We start from the raw sequence: 24,373 nt of genomic DNA, 5'->3' as shown, positions 1-24,373 counted from the left end.
CGGCGCAGGGCCGCCGTCGACCGCCCGGCAGGGACGTCACCGTCGTGGGAGGTCACAGCTTGCCCGATCCGTGCGGGGCAGGCGGCAGCGACCCCCGTACTCGGACGTCAGGCACTGAACGGTTCAGGCGTCAGGCGCTCGGCGCAAGCTCGGGCAGCCCCACGGGCCAGGTGTGCACGGGGTCGCCGGCGTGCATCAGCTCCGCGTACTGCCGCGTGGTCGCCGCCAGCGCGGCGTCCCGCGAAAGCCCGGCCTCCACCGCCCGGTGGAAGGTCGCCACCTGCCAGGACGCCCCGTTGGTCCGTCGCCGGCACCGCTCCTCGATGACTCCCAGGTACAGATCGCGGTCGGCCGGCTCGATCCCCCAGGCGTCCAGCCCCGCCTCGGCCAGGGGCAGCAGCTCGTCCCGTACGAGACTCACCGCGTCCACCTCGACCAGGCCGCCCAGCCGCCCGCGCCGCGGCCACAGCAGCCGGGCCTCGATCCCGTGCCGGCACGCCGCGTCGAAGTTGGCCTCGGCCGTCTCGAACGGCAGCCGGGACCACACCGGCCGGGACTCCTCCGCCAGGGCCCGGACGACGCCGTAGTAGAAGGCCGCGTTCGCGATCACGTCGGTCACGGTCGGTCCGGCGGGCAGGACGCGGTTCTCCACGCGCAGGTGCGGGACGCCGTCGGCGATGCCGTAGACGGGCCGGTTCCAGCGGTAGATCGTGCCGTTGTGCAGGACGAGTTCGGCGAGCGAGGGGACGCCTCCCGCGTCGAGGACGTCGAGCGGTTCCTCGTCGTCGCAGATGGGCAGCAGCGGCGGGAAGAAGCGCACGTTCTCCTCGAACAGCTCCTGTGCCGAGCTGATCCACTTCTCCCCGAACCACGTCCGCGGCCGTACGCCCTGGGCCTGGAGTTCCGGCGGCCGGGTGTCGGTCGCCTGCTGGAAGAGCGGGGGCCGCGACTCCCGCCACAGCTCGTGGCCGAACAGGAAGGGCGAGTTGGCGCCGACGGCGATCTGCGCGGCGGCGACCGACTGCGCCGCGTTCCACACGGCCGCGAAACGGCCCGGCGTCACCTGCAGGTGCAGCTGCACGGAGGTGCAGGCCGCCTCCGGCACGATCGACTTCGAGGTGCACGACAGCCGCTCCACCCCGTCGATCTCCAGGACGAAGTCCTCTCCGCGGGCGGCCACGATCTGGTCGTTGAGAAGGGTGTAGCGATCGACGTCCGACAGGTTCGACGAGACCAGGTCGTCACGGTCGAGAGTCGGCAGAATACCGATCATCACGATTCCGGCGTCGACCTCGCCCGCCTTTCGGTGGGCATATGCCAGTGACGTACTGATTTCCTCCGCAAGTCGATCGAATACCCGGCCGTCCAATCGGTGTGGAGCTATGTTGACTTCCAGGTTGAACATGGCGAGTTCTGTTTGGAAATCGCGGCTCGCGATCCGCTCCAGCACCTCGCCATTCAGCATTTTCGGCAGGCCGTCGGCACCCGCGAGATTCAGTTCGATCTCGAGACCCATGAAGTTCTTGGGCCGATCGAAGCGCTTCTGGGCCAGGAGCCGCTCGAGCCCCGTCAGACACTTCCGGAGCTTGTCCCGGTAGTCCTGACGATCGGACAGGTCGAACGCGCCTGCCACGACCTTCTCCCCCATCGAAGCGTCCTTCCTCGCGTGGCGGGCCGACAGCGCGGCCGCCGGTGGTCCCGGGGTCAGGTGCAATGATGCCCAGCCCTGCCGATCGATAACGTCCGCGATGGGAGGCATCGGCCACTGCACCGGCCCGAAGCCACCGGAAGTAACCGGTGGCACATTCACCGGGCAAGACGCCCGACGCCCGTCGGTTGAAATCCGGAACTCGTGAAAAACTCCGATGAGAATGGGCCGACCGTCCGGCGCGGCACCACCTGAGGTCATCGAGGAGCGACCCTGCTCGGAATCGGGATTTTTCACACGTATCGCCGACCGGCAGAACACTTGCCGAGTGTCCCGGAATCGACTAGACGAAACACCGTCTGAACACGTGTCGTATAAACTCCACAAACAAGGCAGAGAAGGTTGGCGCCCACGGTCGAAGGAGCCTGTCGTCGAGGAGACGGCAGGCCGCTCGCGCACCCCCGCACCTCCCCCGGACCGGGCCCCCGCCTCTCCGACCTCGAGAGAGCTAGCTGACAGCGCCGTCCGCCCACGCCCTCGCGCCACCGTGCCTGTCGAATTGAGAGGCGACCCACCATGCCTTTGCATGTCCCCCCGGCTCCCGCGCCCGCCCTGCGCTCGGTCCTCACGGCACTCGGTTCCCCCACCGCCGTCCGCGAGGCCCGTACGCCGTCCCTGCGCACCGCCCAGCAGGACGCCGTCCCCGACCTCCCTCTGCCTCTGCACGTCCTGGACGCGATCACCCCGGAAGGCCTGGCCGCGACCCGGCTGGCCGGCTGGCGCTTCCTGATCCGCTGCGGCGACCGGGCCGTGGCCGCCGCCGAGACCCGGCTCACCCCCGACGGCTGGGCGTTCTCACACTTCTTCGAAGGCCCGTACATCGCCTCCACGGAGCGGGCCCTGCGCCAGGCCGAGTCGGTCGCCCAGAACTGCCAGGCACGGCTGCTGTCGGTGCCGGGGCTGTACATGCTCACCCTGTGGCTGCACGGCGACAGCGCATCGGACGGCACCACCGGTCATCCCGATCCGGCCGACCTGCTGGTTCCGCTGGCCCCTGCGCCGCCCGGGATCGCCGCCCACCGCCCGCACCGGGTGGCCGAGCTGCTCCCGGTGCTCACCCTCCGCGTCACGCCCGCCCCGCCCCCGCTGCTCGGCTCACCCGCCTGACCGCTGCGGCCCCCGCACCGGCCCCCCGTACCCCGTCGCCGCGGCCCGGCGACGGGGTACGGCGCTGCGCACCGCCGGACCAGAAGCCGACGTAGCCCCATCCGGCCATCGGGAACCACCCGAAGGGACGGTGCGGTGGCGATGAACCGCCCGCGCGGGTGACGCGTCATGAACCTGTGAGAAGCGGTGACGCGAAATCCCTGCGGATCGACGTCCGTGGGGCAACACTGGTTCCGACCGACTTATCACAACGGGGGGCGGCCATGAACGACGTTTCACGCCGCGGGACAGACACCACATCCATCTCACACCTCACGCCAGAGCGGAAGTTCCCACCCATGTGCCAGCACCAGCCACCGTGCCCGCCAGCGACCTCAGCCGACCGGGAGTCCGCCCGCCTCGTGGCGCACCACCCGGAACAGGGCTGGAGCCTGCTGTGCAACGGCGTCCTGCTCTTCGAGGACACCGGTGAGCTCCTGCCGGACGGCCAGGTCATCGCCCCCCACCGGGTCGTGACCGCCGCCTAGGCCTCCCGCCCGGCGACGACCGGACGGGCGCAGTACCCACGGACGGCGCGGGACCGCCGTCCGCAGACTCGAGGGGCCGGCCGCAGCGACCACTGCGAACCGGCCCCCACGCGTGTCGACCGCCGGTCACTGCGGGTAACCCGCCGGTCTCCGCACGACACGACGGCGTGAACGTCTCCCGCGGCGGCGTTTTTTCCGGAAGACTCCTGGAAGTTTCGGCGGCGGCGCCCGGAGCGGATACGGCGGAGGTGGGCAGTGACGACGGACGATGCGACGCCCGCGTCCCGGATCGAGGTCAGGGTCACGATCACGGAGATCGCCCGGCAGGCCGGCGTCTCGGTGCCGACCGTGTCCCGGGTCGTCAACGGCCGCTCCGACGTGTCGCCGCGGACCCGGGCCCGGATCGAGGACTTGCTGCAGCTGCACGGCTACCGCAAGCGCCCCGCCTCGGCGCCGACCCGCGCCTCCCTGCTCGACCTCGTCTTCAACGACCTCGACAGCCCGTGGGCGGTGGAGATCATCCGCGGTGTGGAGGAGGCCGCCCACGCCGCCGGGGTCGGCACGGTGGTGTCGGCGATCCACGGACGCTCGGGCGATGCCCGCGAGTGGATGCGCAACCTGCGCTCGCGCGCCTCCGACGGCGTCGTCCTGGTCACCTCGGCCCTGGAGCCCACCCTCCACGAGCAGCTGCGCGTGCTGGGCGTTCCCCTGGTCGTCGTCGACCCGACCGGCTCCCCCGCCGCCGACACGGCGACCGTCGGCGCGGCCAACTGGTCCGGCGGCCTCGCGGCCACCGAGCACCTGCTGTCGCTGGGCCACCGCAGGATCGGCCTGATCGCGGGCCCGTCCCGGCTGCTGTGCTCGCGCGCCCGCTTCGACGGCTACCGCGCCGCCCTGGAGGCGGCCGGCCTCGCCGTCGACGACGCCCTCGTCGTCCCCGGGGACTTCCACCCCGAGTCGGGCTTCACCGGCTGCAACGCCCTGCTCGACCTGCCCGAACCGCCGACCGCGGTGTTCGCGGCCAGCGACCAGATGGCGCTCGGGGCGATCGAGGCGCTGCGCCGGCGCGGTCTGCGCACCCCGGAGGACATGAGCGTGGTCGGCTTCGACGACCTGCCGGAGGTCCGCTGGTCGGCCCCGCCCCTGACCACCGTCCGTCAGCCCCTGGCCGAGATGGGCAAACTCGCCGTCCGCACGGTCCTGAGCCTGGCCCGCGGCGAGCGCCCCGACTCGCCGCGGGTGGAACTGGGCACGGAGCTGGTGGTGCGGGCCAGCACCGCGCAGCCCCGTGGGGCTAGCTGAGCGCCTCCCGGATCGCCTGGTACGCCGGCTTCGGCGCGAGCTGCTCGTCCCAGGGCAGGGCCGCGCCCTCGCCGGGGAAGAACGCCGGAATCCACGAGTACTTGTCCGTGTAGTCCCAGATCGTGATGCCGACACATCGCCGCACCGCGAGGCACGCCTTGGTCATGTCCCGGTACCAGTCGGCCTGTTGGGCCAGCTTCTCCTCGGTCGCGGGCAGCAGCATCCGGACGTCGACCTCGGTGAGCGCGGTGTCCAGGCCGAGCCGTGAGAAGCGGCGGAGGTTGTTCTCGAGGGTCGTGGGATAGCCGTACTGCAGGGCGAGGTGGGCCTGCAGACCGATGCCGTCGAGCGGGACCTTCTGCGCCTTCAGCTGCCGGGCGAGGGCGTAGTAGGCGTCGCTCTTCGGGCCGACGGCCTCGATGTTGTAGTCGTTGAGGTAGAGCTTCGCCCTCGGGTCGGCCTGGTGCGCCCAGCGCAGGGCGTCGGCGATGTAGCCGGGGCCGAGGGTCTTGTAGAAGACCGTCTCGCGGTAGGTGCCGTCCTCGTTGAACGCCTCGTTGACGACGTCCCAGGCGTAGACCTTGCCCCGGTAGTGGCGGACCTCGGTCTGGATGTGGTTCTTCAGCACGGCCCGCAGCTCGTCGGCCGTCCACTGCTTGGCCGTCAGCCAGTCCGGCAGCTGGCTGTGCCAGACCAGGGTGTGGGCGCGCACCTTCTGGTGGTGGGCGCGCGCGAGGTCTGCGATCTGGTCGCCGGCGGTCCAGTCGAAGACGCCCTGCTGGGGCTCGGTGGCGTACCACTTCATGCCGTTGCCCGGGGTGATCATGTCGAACTCGTGGCCCAGGATCTTCGTGTAGGCGGTGTCGGTGAGTTCGGGGTTGTCGGTGGCGCTGCCGAAGTAGCGGCCGTGGCGCTGGGCGAGGTCGGCGAGGGTGGCGCGGGACGGTTTTCCGTGCGCGGGTTGCTCGTGGGCCTGTGCGGCCGGTCCGGTGACCACGCCGGCGGCGACCAGGACGGTGGCGAGGGCGCCGGCGAGTCTGAACCGGGTGCGGGCGGTGCTGGGCATGGTGCGACTCCTCACGGTGGGCGGGTGGGCGAGCCGTACGGGTCCGGGGGCGCGGGTCATCCCTTCGTGGCGCCGGCGGAGAGGCCGCCGACGAGCTGGCGCTCGGCGACGGAGTAGAAGGCCAGGGCGGGGACCATGGCGAGGACGAGATAGGCGAAGACGCGCGCGTACTCGGCCGAGTACTGCCCCTGGAACTGCTGGACCCCGATCGGGATGGTCCACCAGGTGGGTTCGTTGAACACCAGCAGCGGCAGCAGGAAGTTGTTCCAGCTGCCGACCACGGCGAGGACGGAGACCGTGCCGAGGGCCGGCCTGGCCATGGGCAGCAGGATCCGCCAGAAGAAGCCGAGCGGACCGCAGCCGTCCAGGGTGGCCGCTTCCTCCAGCTCGGCGGGTATCTCACGGAAGAAGCCGCGCAGGACGACGATCGTCATCGGCAGTCCGAACGCGGCCTGCGGCAGGATCACCCCGAGGGGGTTGTCCAGCAGGCCGATGGAGCGCAGCAGCAGGAACAGGGGCAGGGCCGCCACCGCGAACGGGAACATCAGCCCCATGGTGAACAGGGTGAACAGCAGCTCCCTGCCCCGGAAGGCGAACCGGGCGAAGGAGAACGCCGCGAGCGCGGACACCGAGACGACGACCAGGGTCGTCCCCACCGCGATGAGGGTGCTGCTGCCGACCAGTCGCCAGAACGAGCCGTCGCCGAGGATGTCGGTGTAGTTGGACGGCACCCACGGGTCGGGCAGGCCGATGGGGTTGCGCGAGAGCTGGTCGGTGGACTTGAACCCGGACAGCACGGCGTACACGAGGGGCACGGCCATCACCAGGCCGACGAGCCCGAGGACGAGGTGCAGCGGCAGGTTCCGGCCGGTCCCGCGCGCGCTCCGCCGCGTCCCGGGGTTCGTGCGGCGGTCGGTCTTGGCGATGCTCACGCGCCGCCTCCTCGCATGGTCGTGGTGGCGCCCTGGAGGTCTCGGCGGAGCACGAACCGCTGGTAGGCGAGGGCGAAGACGAGGCAGATGCCGAACATGACGACGCTGATCGCGCTGGCGTAGCCGACCTGGTAGCGCTTGAAGCCGTACTGGAACATGGTCACGGCCATCGTCTCGGAGTGGTGGTCGGGACCGCCCGCGGTGACGACCCACACCAGGTCGAAGAGCTGGATCGCGCCGATGACCGACAGGAAGACGCTGATCCGCAGGGTCGGCGCGAGCAGCGGCAGGGTGACGTTGCGGAAGCGCTGCCAGGGGCCGGCCCCGTCGATCAGGGCCGCCTCGGTCAGCTCGGCCGGGATGGACTGCAGTCCGGCCAGGTAGAGCATCATGTGGAAGCCGAAGTACTTCCACGTCATGACCAGGAAGAGGGTGGCCATGACGGTGGAGGGGTCGGCGAACCACTGCCCGCCCAAGCCGTCCAGTCCGACGGCGCCGAGCACGTGGTCGGCCAGGCCGGCGTCCGGGGCGAAGATCATGCTGAACAGCACGCCGGTGATGGCCTCGGAGAGGATGTACGGCGCGAAGAACAGCATCCGGTAGACGGCCCGGCCGCGGATCTTCTGGTTCAGCGCGACGGCGAGGGCCAGCGCGAACGGCAGTTGCAGCAGGAGCGAGAGGCCGACCAGCAGCACGCAGCGCCACAGGTCGCCGAGGAACACCGGGTCCTCGAACAGCCGGGTGAAGTTGTCGCCGCCGACGAAGTCCTCGGGCATGCCGAAGCCGCCCCAGCGGAAGAAGGCGGCGTACACCGCGAACAGCATCGGCAGCAGCACGAGCGTGCCGAACAGCAGCAGCGCGGGCACCTGGAAGCCGACGGCGGTGAGCCAGTGCAGGGTCCGTCGGCGAGCCCGCGCACGCCGCGCGGCGACGGCCGGCGGCGCGGGTTCGACGTCCGGACCGCTGCGCTTGTCCGGGAGGAAGGTGGAGGTCATCGCCGACTACTGCTCTTCCTTCGCGACCTTGGTGATCGACTCGCTGACCTGCTTCGGTGACTTCGAACCGGAGATCAGGGCGGCGACGCTGTCGTTGACCTCCTGGCCGAGGGCGGGCGCGTACGCCTGGTCGAGGTAGAGCTGGAAGCCGGTGGCGCCCTTCAGCTGCGCCTGCACGGCCTTGATGTTCGGGTCGGTCAGGGCGCTCTCGGCGGCCGGGACGACGGGCAGCACACCGGTCTTCTTGACCAGCTCGGTGTCCGTGGCGGCGGAGGCGAAGAACTTCAGGAAGTCGACTGCGGCCTGCGGGGCGCCCTTGCGCAGGGCGTGCCCTCCGCCGCCGCCGAACACCTCGGTGATCACGCCCTTGCCGCCCTCGACCGCCGGGAACGGGAAGAACCCGAGGTTCGCGCCGAGTCCCTTGCCGGCGTCGGCCTCCACGACCGGCGCCCACTGGCCCATGAGTTCCATCGCCGCCTTGCCGTTGCCGACGGCCGCCGCCTGCCCGGTGGGGCTGGAGTAAGCGGCGCCGAGGAAGCCCTTCTGGAACGGCTGCAGATCCACGAGGTTCTGCAGGTGCTGTCCGGCCTGGACGAATCCGTCACCGGTGAAGTCCTTGTCGTCCCCGGCCTTCTGCAGGGCGTCGACGCCGGCGGTGCGCATCGCGAGGTAGGCCCAGTAGTACATGCCGGGCCACTTCTCCTTGCCGGCCAGGGCGAGCGGGGTGATTCCGGCGGCCTTGAGCTTGCGGACGGCGTCGAGGAAGCCGCTCCAGGTGGTGGGGGGCGCGCTGACGCCGGCCTGCTTGAAGAGCGCCTTGTTGTACCAGAAGCCGATCATGCCGATGTCGAACGGTATGCCGTAGGCCTTGTCGTCGATCAGATACGGCTCCCGGGCGACCGACAGCAGGCCCTCGCCCCAGCCCTTGGCCCGGTCGGTGAGGTCCTCGACGAGCCCGGCGTCGACCTGCTGCTTCAGGACACCCCCGCCCCAGGTGTGGAAGATGTCGGGGAGCTTCCCCGAGGCGGTCAGCGCCGTCATCTTCGACTTGTAGGCGTCGTTCTCCAACTGGACGATCTTGACCTTCACCTTGGGGTTCTGCGCCTCGAACCGCTTGGCCAGTGCGGCCCACACGTCCTTGGTCGGCTGAGTGGTGGAGATGTTCCACCACTCGATGGTGGTCGTCCCCGACGACGACCCCCCGTCCGAGTCGCCGCCGCAGGCGCTCAGTGCCGTCATGCCCAGACCGGCCGCGGCGGAGGCCGCCAGGAAGCCTCGGCGGGAGAGTGCCGGGTCGCCCATCATGCGCTCCTTGAGAGATCGAAAGTTTCGAACCAGATCCAGAAAGGTTCGCTGCTGCCGCACCCTAGAGACACCTTTCGACGGGTGGCAACCCCTTGAACACAGAGAATCCAGAGGCCTGTTCATGAAAGGCCACCCATGGAGGCCCCGGTAGACCTCAAGAGGCAGCGAAACATTCGGATCACACGGCGAACGTTACGGAGTGGAGATCGACGTGACAGAATGGCCGAGATGAGCCTTACCGGTGCCGAACGACAGCCGGGAAGGCGCGGCGGAAGCCGAACGGGGCCGGACCAGGGGCCCGCACCTCTCGGCCAGGAGACACCGCGGCACCACCGTGCCGATCGCCCCCATCGGCGTCCGCCACACCCCGGCGTCCGCCACACCCCGTCGACCGGCACTCGCCGCACCGGCCCCGCGTCCGCCGGACCGCCTCGCGGCCCTAGGGTGACCGCATGCAGAGCTACACGATCGGCCAGGCGGCACGACTGCTCGGCGTCAGCCCCGACACGGCGCGCCGCTGGGCGGACGCCGGCCGCGTGTCGACCCATCGCGACGAGACCGGACGACGCCTCGTGGACGGCAGGGCCCTCGCCGCCTTCTCCGTGGAACTCGCCCGATCGGGCGGCGCGGAGGACGACACCCCCCGCACCTCGGTCCGCAACGCCTTCCCCGGCATCGTCACCGCGATCAAGCTGGGTGACGTGGCCGCCCAGGTGGAGATCCAGGCCGGCCCGCACCGCCTGGTGTCCCTGCTGACCCGGGAGGCGGTCGAGGAACTCGGACTCGAGGTGGGCATGGAGGCGACGGCCCGCGTGAAGTCGACAAACGTACACATCGACCGGGTGTGACCGAAGGCGGCACAGAGCGGGCATACCCGCCAAAAGACCGCGAGGGCCGTACCGTTGACGCCCATGAGCTTGAGCATCCGCAACCAGCTTCCCGGCACCGTCACCGCCGTCCAACCCGGCCAGGTCATGGCCCTCGTGAAGATCCGCCTCGACGGGGGCCAGCACCTCACGGCGGCCATCACCCTGGAGGCATCGGAGCAACTCGCCCTCGCGCCCGGCGCCGCCGTCCACGCCCTGGTGAAGTCGACGGAGGTCTCCCTCTCCACCGGCCAGGTGGCCGGCCTCTCGATCCGCAACCGGCTGCCCGGCACCATCACCGGCCTCGTCCTCGGCTCGGTCATGGCCTCGGTGAAGATCACCGTGGACGGCGGCGAACTCACCGCGGCGATCACCAAGGAGGCGGCGATCGACCTCGGTCTGTTCGTGGGCTCCGACGTCATCGCGCTGATCAAGTCGACCGAGGTGTCCCTGGCGACGGCGTAGAACGACGAGGGGCCCCGTCCGTGACGGACGGGGCCCCTCACTCGCTCCGGATCAGTCCTCGTACGCGTCCAGCGGCGGGCACGAGCAGACCAGGTTGCGGTCGCCGAAGGCCTGGTCGACACGGCGCACCGGCGGCCAGTACTTGTCGGCGGCGGACACCCCGCCGGGGAAGACCGCCTCGTCACGCGAGTACGCGTGCTCCCAGTCGCCGCCGAGCGCGGCCGCGGTGTGCGGAGCGCCGACGAGCGGGTTGTCGTCGGCCGGCCACGCGCCCGCGCCGACCTTCTCGATTTCCGCGCGGATGGCGATCATCGCGTCGCAGAACCGGTCGAGCTCGATCAGGTCCTCGGACTCGGTCGGCTCGATCATCAGCGTCCCCGCCACCGGGAACGACATCGTCGGCGCGTGGAACCCGTAGTCGATGAGCCGCTTGGCGACGTCGTCCACGGTCACACCCGTCGTCCTGGTCAACGGGCGCAGGTCGATGATGCACTCGTGCGCGACCAGCCCGCCCGGACCGTTGTAGAGCACCGGGTAGTGCGGCTCCAGCCGCTTGGCGACGTAGTTGGCGCTCAGCACGGCCACCTGCGTGGCCCGCTTGAGGCCCTCACCGCCCATGAGCCGCACGTACGCCCAGGAGATCGGCAGGATCCCCGCGGAGCCCCACGGAGCCGCCGAGATCGGCCCCACGCCGGTCTCCGGCCCCGCGGCGGGCTGCAGCGGGTGGTTCGGCAGATACGGCGCCAGATGCGACCGCACGGCCACCGGCCCGACGCCCGGACCGCCGCCGCCGTGCGGGATGCAGAACGTCTTGTGCAGGTTCAGATGGGAGACGTCGCCGCCGAAGTGCCCCGGCTTGGCGAGCCCGACGAGCGCGTTGAGGTTCGCGCCGTCGACGTACACCTGACCGCCGGCCTCGTGCACCTGGGCGCAGATGTCGGCGACGTGCTCCTCGAACACGCCGTGCGTGGACGGGTAGGTGATCATCAGCACCGACAGCTCGTCCCGGTACTGCTCGATCTTCGCGCGCAGATCGTCGACGTCGATCTCGCCGTCCTCGGCGGTCTTCACGACGACGACCTTCATGCCGGCCATCACGGCGCTCGCCGCGTTCGTGCCGTGCGCGGAGGACGGGATCAGGCACACCGTGCGCTGCTCGTCGCCGTTGCCCCGGTGGTACCCGCGCACGGCGAGCAGCCCCGCCAGCTCGCCCTGCGACCCGGCGTTCGGCTGCAGGGACACCTTGTCGTACCCGGTGACCTCCGCGAGCCGCTCCTCCAGTTCCCGGATGAGCGTCAGGTAGCCCTGGGCCTGTTCGGCGGGGGCGAAGGGGTGCATCTGCCCGAACTCGGGCCAGGTGACCGGCTCCATCTCGGTGGTGGCGTTGAGCTTCATGGTGCACGAGCCCAGCGGGATCATGCCCCGGTCGAGCGCGTAGTCCCGGTCGGCCAGCCGGCGCAGGTAGCGCAGCATCGCGGTCTCGGAGCGGTGCAGCTGGAAGACGGGGTGGGTCAGGATGTCGTCGGTCCGCAGCAGCCCGGCGGGCAGGGCGTCCTCGACGGCCGCGTCGAGCGACGCGATGTCGCCGTCCACCCCGAAGGCCGCCCAGACCGCGGCGACCTGGGCGCGCCCGGTGGTCTCGTCACAGGAGAGCGCCACATGGTCGGCGTCGACGAGGTGCAGGTTGACCCCGTGGTCCCGCGCCGCGGCGACGACCTCGGCGGCCTTCGCGGGCACCCGCACGGTCAGCGTGTCGAAGTACGCCCGGTGCGTCACCTCGACGCCGCCGGCCTCGAGCCCAGCGGCGATGATCGCGGCGTACCGGTGCGTGCGCCGGGCGATCGCCCGCAGCCCGTCGGGACCGTGGTAGACCGCGTACATCCCGGCCATGACGGCCAGCAGCACCTGCGCGGTGCAGATGTTGCTCGTCGCCTTCTCGCGCCGGATGTGCTGCTCACGCGTCTGCAGCGCGAGCCGGTAGGCCTTGTTCCCGTCCGCGTCCACGGACACGCCCACCAGGCGGCCGGGCAGGCTCCGCGCGAACTTCTCGTGCACCGCCATGTAGCCGGCGTGCGGCCCGCCGAAGCCCATCGGCACGCCGAACCGCTGCGTGGTGCCGACCGCGATGTCCGCGCCCAGCTCGCCGGGCGACTTCAGCAGGGTCAGCGCGAGCAGGTCCGCGGCGACGGTGACGAGCGCGCCGAGCCCGTGCGCCTGGTCGATGAGCGCCTTGAGGTCCCGCACCGCGCCCGAGGCGCCGGGGTACTGGACGAGCACGCCGTTGATCTCGCGCTCCGCGATCTCCGCAGGAATACCGCCGCTCAGATCGGCGACGACGACCTCGACGCCGGTCGGCTCGGCACGCGTCTCGATCACGGCGATGGTCTGCGGCAGCGCGTCCGCGTCGATAAGGAAGAGACCCTTCCGGTTCTTCCCCACGCGCCGGGACAACGCCATCGCCTCGGCGGCCGCCGTGCCCTCGTCGAGCAGCGACGCACCCGAGGTCGGCAGACCCGTCAGGTCGGCGACCATCGTCTGGAAGTTCAGCAGGGCCTCGAGCCGCCCCTGGGAGATCTCCGGCTGGTACGGCGTGTACGCGGTGTACCAGGCCGGGTTCTCCATGACGTTGCGCAGGATGACCGGCGGCGTGAAGGTGCCGTAGTAGCCGAGGCCGATCATCGGGTCGAGCACCTGGTTGCGGTCGGCCAGGGAGCGCAGCTCGGCCAGCACCTCGGCCTCGGTGCGCGCGCCCGGCAGGTCCAGCGCGTCGGCGTTCTTGATCACGTCGGGGACCGCGGCGGCGGTGAGCTCGTCGAGCGAGCCGTAGCCGACGTGCGCGAGCATCTTGGCCCGCGCCTCGTGGTCGGGCCCGATGTGGCGCTGCTCGAAGGGGATTCCCTGCTCGAGCTCGGAGAGCGGAATGCGATGGGCGGTCATTACGGAGGCCTCCTGGTCTGACACGACCTTCGAGGGTCACCACGGCGGGTACCCGGACGGCCTCCCCCTCTGTCATCTCAACCTGAGAGCTTCACCGGTCGCCCGCGGACGACCGGCTTTCACCGTCGGTGAGAGCGGACACCGTCGACGCCGTCGGCACCCGCCCTGCTTTCCAGAGTGACCTCGTCCATGCGGTACGTGAGCCTGAGAGATTCCGGGGAGGATTTGCTCCTTCGGCGCCTCCGGTGGTCTCCGGAGGACTCTCCCGCACGGGGTCAGCAGCCGTTGCCAGACTACCAGCGAGGTCAACGGGCCTCTCGAGTGGCCGCTCGCCTCAATGTGCTCTTTCGTAGTCCTTACGGACGAGCTGCGACCAAGAGGAGGGCCCGTGCAGACCGACATCGATCCGCGCAACCTGATCGGCCGCAAGGCGTTCGACCGCAACGGGGCGAAGATAGGCACCGTCGACGAGGTCTACCTCGACGACGCGACCGGCGTGCCGGAGTGGGCCGCCATCCGCACGGGCCTGTTCTCCCGTGACGCCTTCGTCCCCCTGGAGCCCAGCGAACTGGTCGAGGGGACCCTGCACATCCCGTTCGACCGGGCGCTGATCAAGGACGCCCCGGACTTCGGCGTGGGCCGCCACCTCTCCCCGGAGCAGGAACTCCAGCTCTACCACCACTACGGTCTGGACGTGGCGGCCCCTCCCCCGCTGCCGGACCACGACTTCGGCCGGCTGGCGGGCACGGACGACAGCTGACCCCGGCAGCCCCGCAGCCCCTGTCCCCCGAACGGCCCCACAGCCCCCCGACCTCACTCCGTGCGACTCTCGGGCGCCAGCGACCGTGCCCGCGCACCGCCCGCCGGCCCCTCGCCCTCCTCCGGCCCTCGCCGCACCAGCGGCAGCGGGTCCGCCGGCGCCAACCGCGGATCGTCGGTGCGAAACGTGCGCACCCGGCCCGGCGGCGAATCCGGCGTCTCGAACCGCACGGTGACCCGGCCCAGCCCACTGCCCTGCACCCACCCGGGCCCGAGCTCGGCGTGCCGCACATCGTGCCCCGGACGCCACTGACGCTCCGCCGGCGCCGGGTCCGACGCCGGAGCCGGTGCAAGGGTCGACGCCGGCTCCTCGGCGGCGGGCTCCGCCCTCGGCGCCTGCGCGGACTCGCCCGCCTGCGCCCCCGCGGCCTGTGCGAACAGGTCCTCCTGCGTGAAGTCCGCCAGACCGCTGACGCCCACGCCCAGCAGCCGCACCCCGCCCGTGGTGTCCACGGACTCCAGCAACCGTGCCGCCGCCTCCCCGATCACCGCCGGATCGTCCGTGGGCCCGCGCAGGGTCTCGGACCGGGTGAGCGTCGAGAAGTCATACCGCCGCACCTTCAGCACGATCGTCCGACCCGACAGTCCGGCCTCCCGGAGCCTGCGCACACACCGGTCCGCGAGCCGCTGCACCTCCAGCCCCACCCGGACCCGGTCGTGAATGTCGACGTCGTACGTGTCCTCGACCGACACCGACTTGGTCTCCCGCTCGGCCACCACGGGCCGGTCGTCACGCGCCAGCGCCATGGCGTGGAGCGCATGACCGTGCGCCTTCCCCAGCAGCCGCACCAGTTCGTCCTCACCGGCCTCCGCGATCTCGTCGACCGTGGTGATCCCGGCCCGCCGCAGATGGTCCCCCGTGGCAGGACCCACCCCCGGCAGCGTCCGCACCGGCATGGGCCCGAGCAGCTGCCGCTCGGTGCCCGGCTCGATGAGCACCAGGCCGTCGGGTTTCGCCTGCTCCGAGGCGATCTTCGCGAGCATCTTGCAGGAGGCCAGACCCACCGACCCCGTGAGACCGGTGACCGCCCGTATGTCGGCGCGCAGTCTGGCGCCGGCCAGCCGCGCCGAATCCCCGTCCCAGGCCGCCCCGCCGGCCTCCAGGTCCACGAACGCCTCGTCCAGACTCAGTGGCTCCACCAGCGGCGACAGCGCCCTCAGCAGCGCCATGACCTGCTCGCTGATCGACCGGTAGAAGGCGAACCGCGGCACCAGATAGGCGGCGTTCGGCGCCAGCCTGCGCGCCTGGGCCATGGGCATCGCGGAGTGGACTCCGAAGACCCGCGCCTCGTAGGACGCCGTCGCGACCACTCCGCGGGGCCCGAGGCCCCCCACGACCACCGCCTTCCCGCGCAGACTCGGCTTGGACGCCTGCTCCGCCTGGGCGAAGAAGGCATCCATGTCGAGATGCAGGATCGTGGGCGCGTTTCTCACACCTGCGATGCTGCACCACACCACTGACATCGACGTCGCACCACCGCCCCGCGCCCGCGAGAACGCGCCGGGAGGACGCGTCAGACCGCCCGGTTGCGCCTGCGCGCCAGTTCGTCCGCCGGATTGGGCCCGACGAGCGTCTCCCCGGTGTCGACGCGCTCCCCGTGCAGCTGCGACAGCGCGCTCTCGACGTCCCGCCACACCACGCCCACGGCGATCCCGAACACTCCCTGACCGCCCTGCAGCAGGGCGTGGACCTCGTCCGGCGAGGTGCACTCGTACACCGTCGCGCCGTCGCTCATCAGCGTCATCCGCTCCAGGTCACTGAACCCGCGCTCCCGCAGATGCTGCACGGCGCTGCGGATGTTCTGCAGCGACACCCCGGTGTCGAGGAACCTCTTGACGATCTTCAGGACGACGACGTCGCGGAAGCTGTAGAGACGCTGGCTGCCGGACCCGTGAGCGGGCCGCACGCTCGGCTCGACGAGCCCGGTGCGCGCCCAGTAGTCCAGTTGCCGATAGGTGATGCCCGCCGCCGCGCAGGCCGTCGGGCCGCGATAGCCGATCTGCTCGGACGCCATGGCCGCCGTCCCTCCGCTGCCCGGCACGGCCGCCGGTCGCTGGGGGGCGTGATCGGCCGCGCCGCTCTGCTGGGGGTACCCCATGCCCGAGCGCAGCCGAGAGCTTGGGGGAGGGTACGGACCGCTTCCCCCGACACCGAGTCCGGGGGCACCCCCAGCCGTACCGTCGCCGCTGCTTCTCACGCCGACCTCCGTCCTAGACCTGCCTTCTCGACGGTAGGCAGTCGCCAGGGGTGCGTCAACGATCGCCACACTCGGCACGCCGAGTGATAATCACCCTAGGAGTGGTTTCCCGCACCTCACCGCGGGGAAAGGCTAGCCGAATGCGCTGAGAAGTAGCCGTAGGACGCTCTCAGTCGCCACCGGCATTTGCCGAGGACGACGGGTCACTCCGAGCAGGTCGCCGCAGGAGTGCGCTCCCCCGCGCGTCGCTACTGGTTGCTGGTGCCGAAGTCCTCGGGCGAGATCTGGTCGAGGAACTCGCGGAACTTCTCCACCTCGTCCTCCTGCTCGTCCGGGATGGCGATCCCCGCGTCGTCGAGCACCGTGTCACTGCCGTAGATCGGCGTTCCGGTGCGCAGGGCCAGCGCTATGGCGTCGGAGGGACGCGCGCTCACCTCGACGCCGCTGGCGAAGACCAGCTCCGCGTAGAAGACGCCCTCCCGCAGATCCGTGATGCGCACCTCGGTGAGCTCCTGGCCGACGGCCTCCAGCACGTCCTTGAAGAGGTCGTGGGTCAGCGGTCGCGCCGGGGCCATGCCCTGCTGGGCGAAGGCGATGGCCGTCGCCTCCCCCGGTCCGATCCAAATGGGGAGGTAACGGTCGCCTCCCACTTCGCGCAGCAGCACGATCGGTTGGTTGGAGGGCATCTCGACCCGGACACCTACGACATCGAGCTCGTTCACACAGCAACCCTAGGCCGTGCCCCGGACGTTTGGGTAGTCGGGCCGGGATCGGGCGACCGATCCGCCCTGGGCGAAACCGCCCGCTCAGGGCAGGCGCACCCCGAGCGCGCTCTGCACCAGCGCCGCGTGCAGCCGGACCGTGAGCCCCGCGAGCTCCTTGGTACGAGCCTCCGCGTGCGCCCGGGTCTGCGGGTTGCGGTGCCGCCTGAGCGGTGCGACCACCTGGTCGACGAGACCGGCTTCGCGTTCGGCCGCCGTCTTCATCACCCGCAGATGGCGCGGCTCGATCCCGAACCGCCCCAGCTCGGCGACGAGTGCCGCGACCGTGGCCGCCTCGGCGTCGTAGACGCCGTCCTCGATGGGCGCGACGAGCCCGTAGGACTCCCACTCCTCGAGCTCCGACTCACCGATGCCCGCGGCCGCCAGCAGCTCGGTCCTGCCGATCCGGGCCACCGTGGGCCCTTCCGACGCCTCCGGGACGTGCTCCCCGTCCCGCTGCCTGCCCACGGTCGGCAGCGGAGCGGCCTCGCCGCGCTCCATGGCCTCCAGGTGCTCCCGGATGACCTTGAGCGGCAGATAGTGGTCCCTCTGCATCCGCAGGACGTGCCCGAGGCGCTCCACGTCGCGCACGCTGAACTTGCGGTAGCCCGAAGGGGTCCGCTGGGGCTCGATGAGGCCCTCCGACTCCAGAAAGCGGATCTTGGAGATCGTGACGTCCGGGAACTCGTCCCGCAGGGCGTTCAGCACGGTGCCGATGCTCATCAGCACACCGTCCGCGGCGGCGGTGCCGGCTCCGGCACCGCCCCTCGGTGTTTGCAGCATGGACCTTCCCTCGGATCCCCCCGGACAGAGCCCGGGGGCGGGTCAGTAACCCCGCTGGCTCGCGTAGAAGACCAGCCGGTACTTGCCGATCTGCACCTCGTCCCCGTTCGACAGCGGGACCTCGTCGATCCGCTCCCGGTTGACGTAGGTGCCGTTCAGACTGCCGACGTCCGCCACCTTGAACGTGCCGTCCGGGTTGCGCCGGAACTCCACGTGGCGACGCGACACCGTCACGTCGTCCAGGAAGATGTCGCTCTGCGGATGACGGCCCGCCGTGGTCAGGTCGCCGTCCAGGAGGAAGCGGCTGCCCGAGTTCGGGCCGCGGCGCACCACCAGCAGCGCGGAGCCCACCGGCAGCGCGTCGACGGCGGCCTGCGCCTCGGGCGAGAGCGCCGGCAACTGCGTCTGCCCGGTGACCTCGGAGTCATACGCCTCGAGACCGGAGATCGAGATCGTGGAGGTGGTCTCCGACGCACGCTCGGGCGTCAGCCCGGGACGCAGCGGCGCACCACAGTTGGAGCAGAAGCGGCTGTTCTCCGCGTTGCGGTTACCGCACCTCGTACACACCAGGGCCGACATAGGGGAAAACCCTCCACCCGTACTCGAGGCTGACGGTTGGCCGAAACCTATGCCGCCGGACTGCGCAGGGTCAACAGACGCCGCGCCCTGACCTCCGGGAACGTCACCGCCCGAACCAGCCACCTGGTCCCTGAACAGCGGTCGCTGACCCTCTGCATCAGGCTGTGCGCGATGACGGGCGGTCGCGTTGTCGCCACCCTCACGCGGGCTCTTGCCGAACAACTTCGCAAACAACTTCACGGGCGATTCCCCTTGACCGAAACAGACCCGCCCGTGGGGCAGGACGAACCCTGACTGATTACACCGGTCGACCCGGACACCTTCACAACGTCCGTGCCCACCAGACAGTTTCCACCACGCACCACCCGATCGGTGCGTCGACCCCCCGCAACCTCATGCCCCTGCCGGACGCCCCCCATGCGCCCCCCGCTCACGGCGCCGACGACCGAGCGTAGTCAGGCCGCTTCGCCTCTCGCAAGGCGTCCACAACGATCTTGCCCGATCGCTCCACGACCACGGTGGCCTGCTCCTTTTCGAGGGTCTGCACGACACCTCCGGGGATGTTCAGCGCCGGCTCGAGGTCCTGCGGATTGCCGATGACCTTGAAACGGTAGGGCGCGTCGATCTTGTTCCCGTCGACGCTCACGCCCCCGCCCGACTCCGTCAGGAAGGTGTCGGCGACGACCCGCACACCGTTCACCTGGATCGCCTCGGCACCTGCGGCGCGGAGCTCCTGGATCGCGTCGAGCAGCATGTCCGCCTCGACCGCTCCCTTCCTGTCCTCGATGGTCATCGTGATGCCGGGCCCCTGAGCAGCGACCGTGCCCGCCAGAATGCCGAGTTGCCTCTCCTTCTCGACCGTCTGCTTGCGAGCTTCTTCAGCCTGGTCGGAGCTGTTCTCCAGCTCCTGCTGCTGCTTCTCGAGCCCTTGCTTCTCGTCCTCAAGACGCTGACTTCGGTCGTCGAGTTCATCGAGGATGCGCACAAGATCTTCCTGACGCGCACCGCGCAGCGCGTTCCCGCTGTCACTGTTGGACGCGACCTGCACCGCCAGGCCGAAGCCCAGGCCGAACAGCAGCAGGGCCACGATGAGTTGGGCCCGCGTCACCCGCGGCGGCCAGAGCCCCTCCACCAGCCGCCGACGGCCGTTCGACGCGGTCTCGCCCGGCTCCCGGGCCTGTCCCTCTTCGGACGGCGTCACGGGCACCTCGTCGGGCAGTTCCTTGCGCAGCCGGTTCTCGGGCGTCTCGTCCCCGTCGCTCATCGCCCTCACGCCCGGAACACGTGCCGGCGGATCGCCGCGGCGTTGGAGAAGATGCGGATGCCGAGGACGACGACGACACCGGTCGACAGCTGCGATCCCACGCCCAACTCGTCTCCCAGGAAGACGATCAGCGCGGCGACCACCACGTTCGACAGGAACGACACCACGAACACCTTGTCGTCGAAGATCCCGTCGAGCATGGCCCGAAGCCCGCCGAACACGGCGTCCAGCGCCGCCACCACGGCGATCGGCAGATAGGGGACGACGGCTGCCGGAATCTCGGGCTGGACCAACAGGCCCGCCACGACTCCCACGACGAGGCCCAGTACGGCGATCACGATGTGCCCTTCCCGGTGTGCGGCTTTGCTGTGCGGACGATCACGCTCGGAGCGGCGGGCAGCCGGAGGTCGCTCGCCACGGAGATGGCGGTCCGGATGCCGTAGTTCTCCTGCAGAGCGTTGAGATACAGCCCGTCCGCGCTGTTCTGGAACCTGGTGCTGAGCTTTTTCCCGTCCCCCACCGCGAGCACGGTGTACGGGGGCACCAGCGGCTTGTTGTCGACCAGTATCGCGTCACCCGCGGCCCTGATCGCGGAGAGCGCCGTCAGTCGCTGACCGTTGATCGAGACGGCTTCGGCGCCCGAGGCCCACAGTCCGTTGACCACGCGCTGCATGTCACGGTCGCGGACCCGCCCGGTGTCGGAGAAACCGGAGGTCTCGCGCGGGTCGCCGTCGCCGCCCGTGGTCGCCTCCTTGGCGTCGTCCACGACGAGCTTCACTCCCGGGCCGTGCACCGCGACGGCGCCCGACAGCAGCCCGGCCAGGTCGGCCTGATCGCTCCCGCCGCTCTGCTTGAGCGCCTCCTGCTGCCGGGCGCTCACGTCGCTCCGCAGCTTGTCGACGGTGCTCTCCAGCTCGTCCGCAGCCTCCGTCTCACGGTCGATGCGGTCGATCAGCTCCTCGCGTTCCTTGGCGACGACCGGTGCCGCGACCCGCGCCTGAGCGGCTCCGACGGTGACCACCAGGGCCGCGAGCACCAGCCCGCCGGCCAGCCCGAGCTTTGCCCGCACCGTCCTGGGCAGGCCTCCGGAGCCGTCGGCCTGCTTCCGGGCGGCGGCCTCTGCATAACCGTCGTCGAGGCTGTGGTCCATGACGTTGGTGAGCAGCGACATGGACGCGTCCGGGCGCGAAGGGCGCGCGGCTGTGCTCCGAACGGGGGGCGGCTGCGGCATGCCGCACATCGTCGCACGTCGCGCCCGGTACCTCCGAATGGCCCCACCCGCGTGCCGGACAGGTCCCCTTGGGGGACACGTGTCCGGCACGCACGCGTGCGCGTGGTTCAGCGCCCGGCGCTGTCCACGACGGTCGACCACTCGTCGAGCAGGGCCTGTGCGGACGCGTCGTCCGGCCCCTCCGCCCACAGGTGTGTGACGGCCTCCGCGGGGTCGGGCAGGACCATCACCCAGCGACCGTCCGTCTCCACCACACGAACGCCGTCGGTGGTGTCCACGAAGCGATCTCCGGCCTCTTCGACGACCCGCCGCATCACGAGCCCCTTGACGGCCCACGGGGTCGCCAGATCCCGCTTCAGGACGTGCGCCCGCGGGATCCGGGCGTCGATCTGGCTGAGGGTGAGCTGCGTGCGGGCCACCAGCCCGATCAGCCGTACGAACGCGGCCGTGCCGTCGAAGACGCTGTTGAACTCGGGGACGATGAAACCGCCCTTGCCGTCCCCTCCGAAGATGGTCGACTCGTCCTGACCCACCCGGGTGAGGTCGTCGGGCGACGTCGTCGTCCACTCGACCTGCGTCCCGTGGTACGCCGCCACCTGCTCGGCGATCCTCGTCGTGGTCACGGGCAGGGCGACCCGCCCGCTGCGGCGCTCGGCGGCGACCAGGTCGAGAAGGACGAGCAGCGCCCGGTCGTCCTCGATGATCCGGCCCTTCTCGTCGACGAGGGAGAGCCGCTCGCCCACCGGGTCGAACCGCACACCGAACGCGGCCCGCGACGACGCCACGATCTCGCCGAGCCGCACCAGCCCGGAGCGTCGCTGATCGCCCGTCTCGGTGGGCCGTGCCTCGTTCAGACCGGGGTTGATCGTCAGCGAGTCGACCCCGAGCTTTCCGAGCAGGCTCGGCAGAACCAGGCCGGCGCTGCCGTTCGACGCGTCGACGACGACCTTCAGCCCCGCCTCGGCGATGCCGGTCGTGTCCACGTTCCGCAGCAACGACCCGGTGTACGCGTCGAAGACGCTGGCCGGGAAGTACAGATCCCCGATCTCTCCCGGGAAGGCACGCCGGTACTCCTGCCGCGCGAAGACCCGGTCCAGCTTGCGCTGACTCCCCTGCGACAGGTCGGCGCCCTGTCCGTCGAAGAACATGATGTCCACCGAGTCCGGCACCCCGGGCGAGGTCCGGATCATGATGCCGCCGGCGCTCCCTCGCGCGGTCTGCTGCCGCGCCACGGGCAGCGGGACGTTCTCCAGGTCCCGTACGTCGATGGCGCTGGCCTGAAGCGCGGAGATGACGGCCCGCTTCAGCGCACGGGCGCCTCGGGAGTGGTCCCGGGCCGTGGTGACCGTGGATCCCTTCTTCAGCGTCGTGGCGTACGCGCCGGCGAGACGCACGGCGAGTTCGGGCGTGATCTCGACGTTCAGGATTCCGGACACCCCACGGGCGCCGAAGAGGTGCGCCTGTCCGCGGGACTCCCAGATCACCGACGTGTTGACGAATGCGCCGGCTTCGATGGTCTTGAAGGGATAGACCCGCACGTTTCCCTGCACGATCGATTCTTCACCGATCAGGCATTCGTCGCCGATGACAGCGCCGTCCTCGATCCGGGCGGCCCGCATGATGTCGGTGTTCTTCCCGACCACGCAGCCACGCAGATTGCTGTGCTGACCGACGTAGACGTTGTCGTGCACGACGGCCTTGTGCAGAAAGGCCCCGCTCTTCACGACGACGTTCGATCCGACCACGGTGTGCTCACGGATTTCGGCGCCGGCCTCGACCTTCGCGTAGTCCCCGATGTAGAGGGGGCCGCGGAGCACGGCGTCGGGATGCACCTCGGCGCCTTCGGCGACCCAGACGCCCGGTGAGATCTCGAAACCGTCGATCTCGACGTCGACCTTGCCTTCGAGCACGTCGGCCTGGGCCTTGACGTAGCTCTCGTGCGTGCCCACGTCCTCCCAGTAGCCTTCGGCGATGTAGCCGTAGACCGGCTTGCCTTCCTTCATCAGCTGCGGGAAGACGTCACCCGACCAATCGACGGGAACATCGGCCTCCACGTAGTCGAAGACCTCGGGCTCCATGACGTAGATGCCCGTGTTCACGGTGTCCGAGAAGACCTGGCCCCAGGTCGGCTTCTCCAGGAAGCGTTCGACCTTGCCCTCTTCGTCGACGATGGTGATGCCGAATTCCAGCGGATTGGGCACGCGCGTCAAACAGACCGTGACGAGCGCTCCCTTTTCCTTGTGGAAGTTGATCAACTCGGTGAGGTCGAAGTCGGTCAGGGCGTCACCGGAAATGACGAGGAAAGCGTCGTCCTTCAACGCCTCCTCTGCGTTCTTGACGCTTCCGGCGGTACCGAGTGGCTTCTCCTCGTTGGCATAGCTGAGCTCCATTCCGAGCTCTTCGCCGTCACCGAAGTAGTTCTTGACGAGCGATGCCAGGAACTGGACAGTAACGACGGTCTCATTGAGCCCATGCCTTTTGAGCAGCCTCAGCACGTGCTCCATGATCGGCCGGTTGGCCACCGGCAGGAGCGGCTTGGGCATGCTCGAGGTCATAGGGCGAAGGCGCGTGCCTTCGCCTCCGGCCATCACGACGGCCTTCATGTCGGAAGCGTCCTCCTAAAAGAGACGACGGTCTAGCCGACCCCACCCATCCGGATTGTCCCGCACTTCTCCACCGCGGGCCAACGAGCCACTGCTCGGCCAATCGGCGAGGTCAGCCGGCCAAGGTGTCCGCTCGAACCAGGCGGCGGACCTGTACCACATAGAGGACTCCTGCCCACCAATACAGCGTTGTACCCCATCCGGCGAACGCCCATCCGAAAATAGCAGCGAGTGACGCCAACCACCCGCTTCCGTCACTCAGCAGAAGCAGCGGGAAGGCGTACATCAGGTTGAAGGTGGCCGCCTTGCCCAGGAAGTTCACCTGCGGCGGCGGATAGCCGTGCCGCCGGAGGACTCCCACCATCACCAGCAGAACCAGCTCACGCAGAAGCAGTACAGCCGTCAACCAAAGTGGCAGAATCTCCCGCCAGGTGAGGCCGACCAATGTCGAGAGAATGTAGAGCCGGTCGGCCGCGGGGTCGAGAAGCCGGCCGAGGCTGCTGATCTGGTTCCAACGCCGCGCGAGCATGCCGTCCAGATAGTCGCTGACCCCGCTGAAGGCCAGCACGAGGAGCGCCCAACCGTCGCTCTGCGGACCTCCGAACTCGGGCCTCAGGATCAGCCAGAGAAACAGCGGCACGCCGACGAGGCGGGCCATGCTGAGGATGTTGGGGATGGTGAGGACCCGGTCTGTCTGGACACGGGTCTCCTGGACCTCCACCCGGGGGCCTCCAGTAGGAAATGAGCCGACGATTCCCCCTGACCCTACCCCAACGCAAAAAAGCTCTGGCTCTTGGGCTGCGTGCCCAAGAGCCAGAGCTCTAAAAGGAGTTCGGCGGTGTCCTACTCTCCCACAGGGTCCCCCCTGCAGTACCATCGGCGCTGTGAGGCTTAGCTTCCGGGTTCGGAATGTAACCGGGCGTTT

At 70.0% G+C, this 24,373-nt stretch carries 21 protein-coding genes, 1 rRNA gene, 1 pseudogene and 1 riboswitch; of the genes and pseudogenes, 6 read left to right on the top strand and 17 right to left on the bottom strand.

Annotated features, from left to right (window positions below; genetic code table 11):
- Positions 1-130 precede the first annotated feature (130 nt).
- Complete coding sequence (locus ACH4ZA_RS33970; protein ID WP_398433077.1) at positions 131-1,648, bottom strand: glutamate--cysteine ligase; 1,518 nt, start codon at positions 1,646-1,648, stop codon at positions 131-133.
- Between the two features lie 576 nt (positions 1,649-2,224).
- Between ACH4ZA_RS33970 and ACH4ZA_RS33965 the strand changes: the two genes are divergently transcribed.
- The 3 genes from ACH4ZA_RS33965 to ACH4ZA_RS33955 all read left to right on the top strand — a co-directional run bounded on the left by ACH4ZA_RS33965 (position 2,225) and on the right by ACH4ZA_RS33955 (position 4,644).
- The gene (locus ACH4ZA_RS33965; protein ID WP_398433076.1) at positions 2,225-2,815 is read left to right on the top strand and encodes a hypothetical protein; all 591 of its coding nucleotides are present in this window, start codon (positions 2,225-2,227) and stop codon (positions 2,813-2,815) included.
- A gap of 338 nt (positions 2,816-3,153) precedes the next feature.
- On the top strand, positions 3,154-3,342 hold the full coding sequence (locus ACH4ZA_RS33960; protein ID WP_351673194.1) for a DUF5999 family protein: 189 nt from the start codon (positions 3,154-3,156) through the stop codon (positions 3,340-3,342).
- Between the two features lie 255 nt (positions 3,343-3,597).
- On the top strand, positions 3,598-4,644 hold the full coding sequence (locus ACH4ZA_RS33955) for a LacI family DNA-binding transcriptional regulator (RefSeq protein ID WP_398433075.1): 1,047 nt from the start codon (positions 3,598-3,600) through the stop codon (positions 4,642-4,644).
- Here the strand turns inward: ACH4ZA_RS33955 and ACH4ZA_RS33950 are convergent.
- The 4 genes from ACH4ZA_RS33950 to ACH4ZA_RS33935 all read right to left on the bottom strand — a co-directional run bounded on the left by ACH4ZA_RS33950 (position 4,637) and on the right by ACH4ZA_RS33935 (position 8,939).
- Positions 4,637-5,710, bottom strand: coding sequence for an endo-1,4-beta-xylanase (locus ACH4ZA_RS33950; RefSeq protein WP_398433074.1), 1,074 nt, complete (start codon positions 5,708-5,710; stop codon positions 4,637-4,639). The two genes, ACH4ZA_RS33955 and ACH4ZA_RS33950, sit on opposite strands and share 8 nt — an antisense overlap.
- Positions 5,711-5,766: 56 nt before the next feature.
- The gene (locus tag ACH4ZA_RS33945; protein WP_398433131.1) at positions 5,767-6,531 is read right to left on the bottom strand and encodes a carbohydrate ABC transporter permease; all 765 of its coding nucleotides are present in this window, start codon (positions 6,529-6,531) and stop codon (positions 5,767-5,769) included.
- 107 nt (positions 6,532-6,638) lie between these two features.
- Positions 6,639-7,637, bottom strand: a complete 999-nt coding sequence (locus tag ACH4ZA_RS33940; protein ID WP_398433073.1) for a carbohydrate ABC transporter permease — start codon at positions 7,635-7,637, stop codon at positions 6,639-6,641.
- A 6-nt stretch (positions 7,638-7,643) separates the two neighbouring features.
- Positions 7,644-8,939, bottom strand: a complete 1,296-nt coding sequence (locus tag ACH4ZA_RS33935) for an extracellular solute-binding protein (RefSeq protein WP_398433130.1) — start codon at positions 8,937-8,939, stop codon at positions 7,644-7,646.
- A 455-nt stretch (positions 8,940-9,394) separates the two neighbouring features.
- Between ACH4ZA_RS33935 and ACH4ZA_RS33930 the strand changes: the two genes are divergently transcribed.
- Together ACH4ZA_RS33930 and ACH4ZA_RS33925 are read left to right on the top strand one after the other, a co-directional pair.
- Positions 9,395-9,790, top strand: coding sequence for a molybdopterin-binding protein (locus tag ACH4ZA_RS33930; RefSeq protein WP_398433072.1), 396 nt, complete (start codon positions 9,395-9,397; stop codon positions 9,788-9,790).
- Positions 9,791-9,853: 63 nt separating this feature from the next.
- The gene (locus ACH4ZA_RS33925; RefSeq protein WP_398433071.1) at positions 9,854-10,273 is read left to right on the top strand and encodes a molybdopterin-binding protein; all 420 of its coding nucleotides are present in this window, start codon (positions 9,854-9,856) and stop codon (positions 10,271-10,273) included.
- A 51-nt stretch (positions 10,274-10,324) separates the two neighbouring features.
- Here the strand turns inward: ACH4ZA_RS33925 and gcvP are convergent, their stop codons facing one another.
- A complete protein-coding gene (gcvP, locus tag ACH4ZA_RS33920) occupies positions 10,325-13,210 on the bottom strand; it encodes an aminomethyl-transferring glycine dehydrogenase (RefSeq protein WP_398433070.1) in 2,886 nt (961 codons plus the stop codon).
- 182 nt (positions 13,211-13,392) lie between these two features.
- Positions 13,393-13,488: riboswitch (glycine riboswitch) on the bottom strand.
- 110 nt (positions 13,489-13,598) lie between these two features.
- Here gcvP and ACH4ZA_RS33915 point away from each other — a divergent pair.
- Complete coding sequence (locus ACH4ZA_RS33915; protein ID WP_398433069.1) at positions 13,599-13,970, top strand: PRC-barrel domain-containing protein; 372 nt, start codon at positions 13,599-13,601, stop codon at positions 13,968-13,970.
- Here the strand turns inward: ACH4ZA_RS33915 and ACH4ZA_RS33910 are convergent.
- The 11 genes and pseudogenes from ACH4ZA_RS33910 to rrf form a co-directional block, all read right to left on the bottom strand.
- Positions 13,892-15,463 (bottom strand): annotated as a pseudogene (locus ACH4ZA_RS33910) (DNA polymerase IV). The gene ACH4ZA_RS33915 and the pseudogene ACH4ZA_RS33910 sit on opposite strands and share 79 nt — an antisense overlap.
- An 80-nt stretch (positions 15,464-15,543) precedes the next feature.
- Entirely contained in the window at positions 15,544-16,128 is a 585-nt protein-coding gene (locus ACH4ZA_RS33905) for a MerR family transcriptional regulator (protein WP_398433068.1), read from the bottom strand.
- Between the two features lie 347 nt (positions 16,129-16,475).
- Entirely contained in the window at positions 16,476-16,949 is a 474-nt protein-coding gene (locus ACH4ZA_RS33900) for a bifunctional nuclease family protein (protein ID WP_004934251.1), read from the bottom strand.
- Between the two features lie 84 nt (positions 16,950-17,033).
- Entirely contained in the window at positions 17,034-17,771 is a 738-nt protein-coding gene (locus ACH4ZA_RS33895) for a MerR family transcriptional regulator (RefSeq protein WP_398433067.1), read from the bottom strand.
- Positions 17,772-17,813: 42 nt separating this feature from the next.
- Positions 17,814-18,698, bottom strand: coding sequence for an FHA domain-containing protein (locus ACH4ZA_RS33890; RefSeq protein ID WP_351673241.1), 885 nt, complete (start codon positions 18,696-18,698; stop codon positions 17,814-17,816).
- 82 nt (positions 18,699-18,780) lie between these two features.
- Positions 18,781-19,614, bottom strand: a complete 834-nt coding sequence (locus tag ACH4ZA_RS33885; RefSeq protein ID WP_398433066.1) for a DUF881 domain-containing protein — start codon at positions 19,612-19,614, stop codon at positions 18,781-18,783.
- A gap of 5 nt (positions 19,615-19,619) precedes the next feature.
- Positions 19,620-19,952 (bottom strand): small basic family protein, encoded by a 333-nt coding sequence (locus tag ACH4ZA_RS33880; RefSeq protein ID WP_030798533.1) that lies wholly within the window; start codon positions 19,950-19,952, stop codon positions 19,620-19,622.
- A complete protein-coding gene (locus ACH4ZA_RS33875) occupies positions 19,949-20,785 on the bottom strand; it encodes a DUF881 domain-containing protein (RefSeq protein ID WP_398433065.1) in 837 nt (278 codons plus the stop codon). The genes ACH4ZA_RS33880 and ACH4ZA_RS33875 overlap by 4 nt, the downstream gene beginning before the upstream one ends.
- Before the next feature lie 167 nt (positions 20,786-20,952).
- Entirely contained in the window at positions 20,953-23,448 is a 2,496-nt protein-coding gene (locus tag ACH4ZA_RS33870) for a sugar phosphate nucleotidyltransferase (protein WP_398433064.1), read from the bottom strand.
- Positions 23,449-23,560: 112 nt separating this feature from the next.
- Positions 23,561-24,169, bottom strand: a complete 609-nt coding sequence (locus ACH4ZA_RS33865; RefSeq protein WP_351673219.1) for a CDP-alcohol phosphatidyltransferase family protein — start codon at positions 24,167-24,169, stop codon at positions 23,561-23,563.
- Positions 24,170-24,278: 109 nt separating this feature from the next.
- Positions 24,279-24,373: ribosomal RNA gene (gene rrf, locus ACH4ZA_RS33860) — 5S ribosomal RNA — on the bottom strand; the annotation flags it as partial.

Source organism: Streptomyces sp. NPDC020597 (assembly GCF_044335095.1).
Lineage (GTDB): Bacteria > Actinomycetota > Actinomycetes > Streptomycetales > Streptomycetaceae > Streptomyces.
Note: the sequence above shows the minus strand (reverse complement) of the source record. Positions and strands in the feature narration are given on the sequence as shown.

Coding starts and splice junctions, on each gene's coding strand:
- ACH4ZA_RS33950 (WP_398433074.1), bottom strand. CDS start 5,710: ATGCCCAGCACCGCCCGCACCCGGTTCAGACTCGCCGGCGCCCTCGCC.
- ACH4ZA_RS33935 (WP_398433130.1), bottom strand. CDS start 8,939: ATGGGCGACCCGGCACTCTCCCGCCGAGGCTTCCTGGCGGCCTCCGCC.
- ACH4ZA_RS33945 (WP_398433131.1), bottom strand. CDS start 6,531: ATGGCCGTGCCCCTCGTGTACGCCGTGCTGTCCGGGTTCAAGTCCACC.
- ACH4ZA_RS33970 (WP_398433077.1), bottom strand. CDS start 1,648: ATGGGGGAGAAGGTCGTGGCAGGCGCGTTCGACCTGTCCGATCGTCAG.
- ACH4ZA_RS33925 (WP_398433071.1), top strand. CDS start 9,854: ATGAGCTTGAGCATCCGCAACCAGCTTCCCGGCACCGTCACCGCCGTC.
- ACH4ZA_RS33875 (WP_398433065.1), bottom strand. CDS start 20,785: ATGTCGCTGCTCACCAACGTCATGGACCACAGCCTCGACGACGGTTAT.
- ACH4ZA_RS33960 (WP_351673194.1), top strand. CDS start 3,154: ATGTGCCAGCACCAGCCACCGTGCCCGCCAGCGACCTCAGCCGACCGG.
- ACH4ZA_RS33965 (WP_398433076.1), top strand. CDS start 2,225: ATGCCTTTGCATGTCCCCCCGGCTCCCGCGCCCGCCCTGCGCTCGGTC.
- gcvP (WP_398433070.1), bottom strand. CDS start 13,210: ATGACCGCCCATCGCATTCCGCTCTCCGAGCTCGAGCAGGGAATCCCC.
- ACH4ZA_RS33930 (WP_398433072.1), top strand. CDS start 9,395: ATGCAGAGCTACACGATCGGCCAGGCGGCACGACTGCTCGGCGTCAGC.
- ACH4ZA_RS33895 (WP_398433067.1), bottom strand. CDS start 17,771: ATGCTGCAAACACCGAGGGGCGGTGCCGGAGCCGGCACCGCCGCCGCG.
- ACH4ZA_RS33905 (WP_398433068.1), bottom strand. CDS start 16,128: ATGGGGTACCCCCAGCAGAGCGGCGCGGCCGATCACGCCCCCCAGCGA.
- ACH4ZA_RS33940 (WP_398433073.1), bottom strand. CDS start 7,637: ATGACCTCCACCTTCCTCCCGGACAAGCGCAGCGGTCCGGACGTCGAA.
- ACH4ZA_RS33870 (WP_398433064.1), bottom strand. CDS start 23,448: ATGAAGGCCGTCGTGATGGCCGGAGGCGAAGGCACGCGCCTTCGCCCT.
- ACH4ZA_RS33885 (WP_398433066.1), bottom strand. CDS start 19,614: ATGAGCGACGGGGACGAGACGCCCGAGAACCGGCTGCGCAAGGAACTG.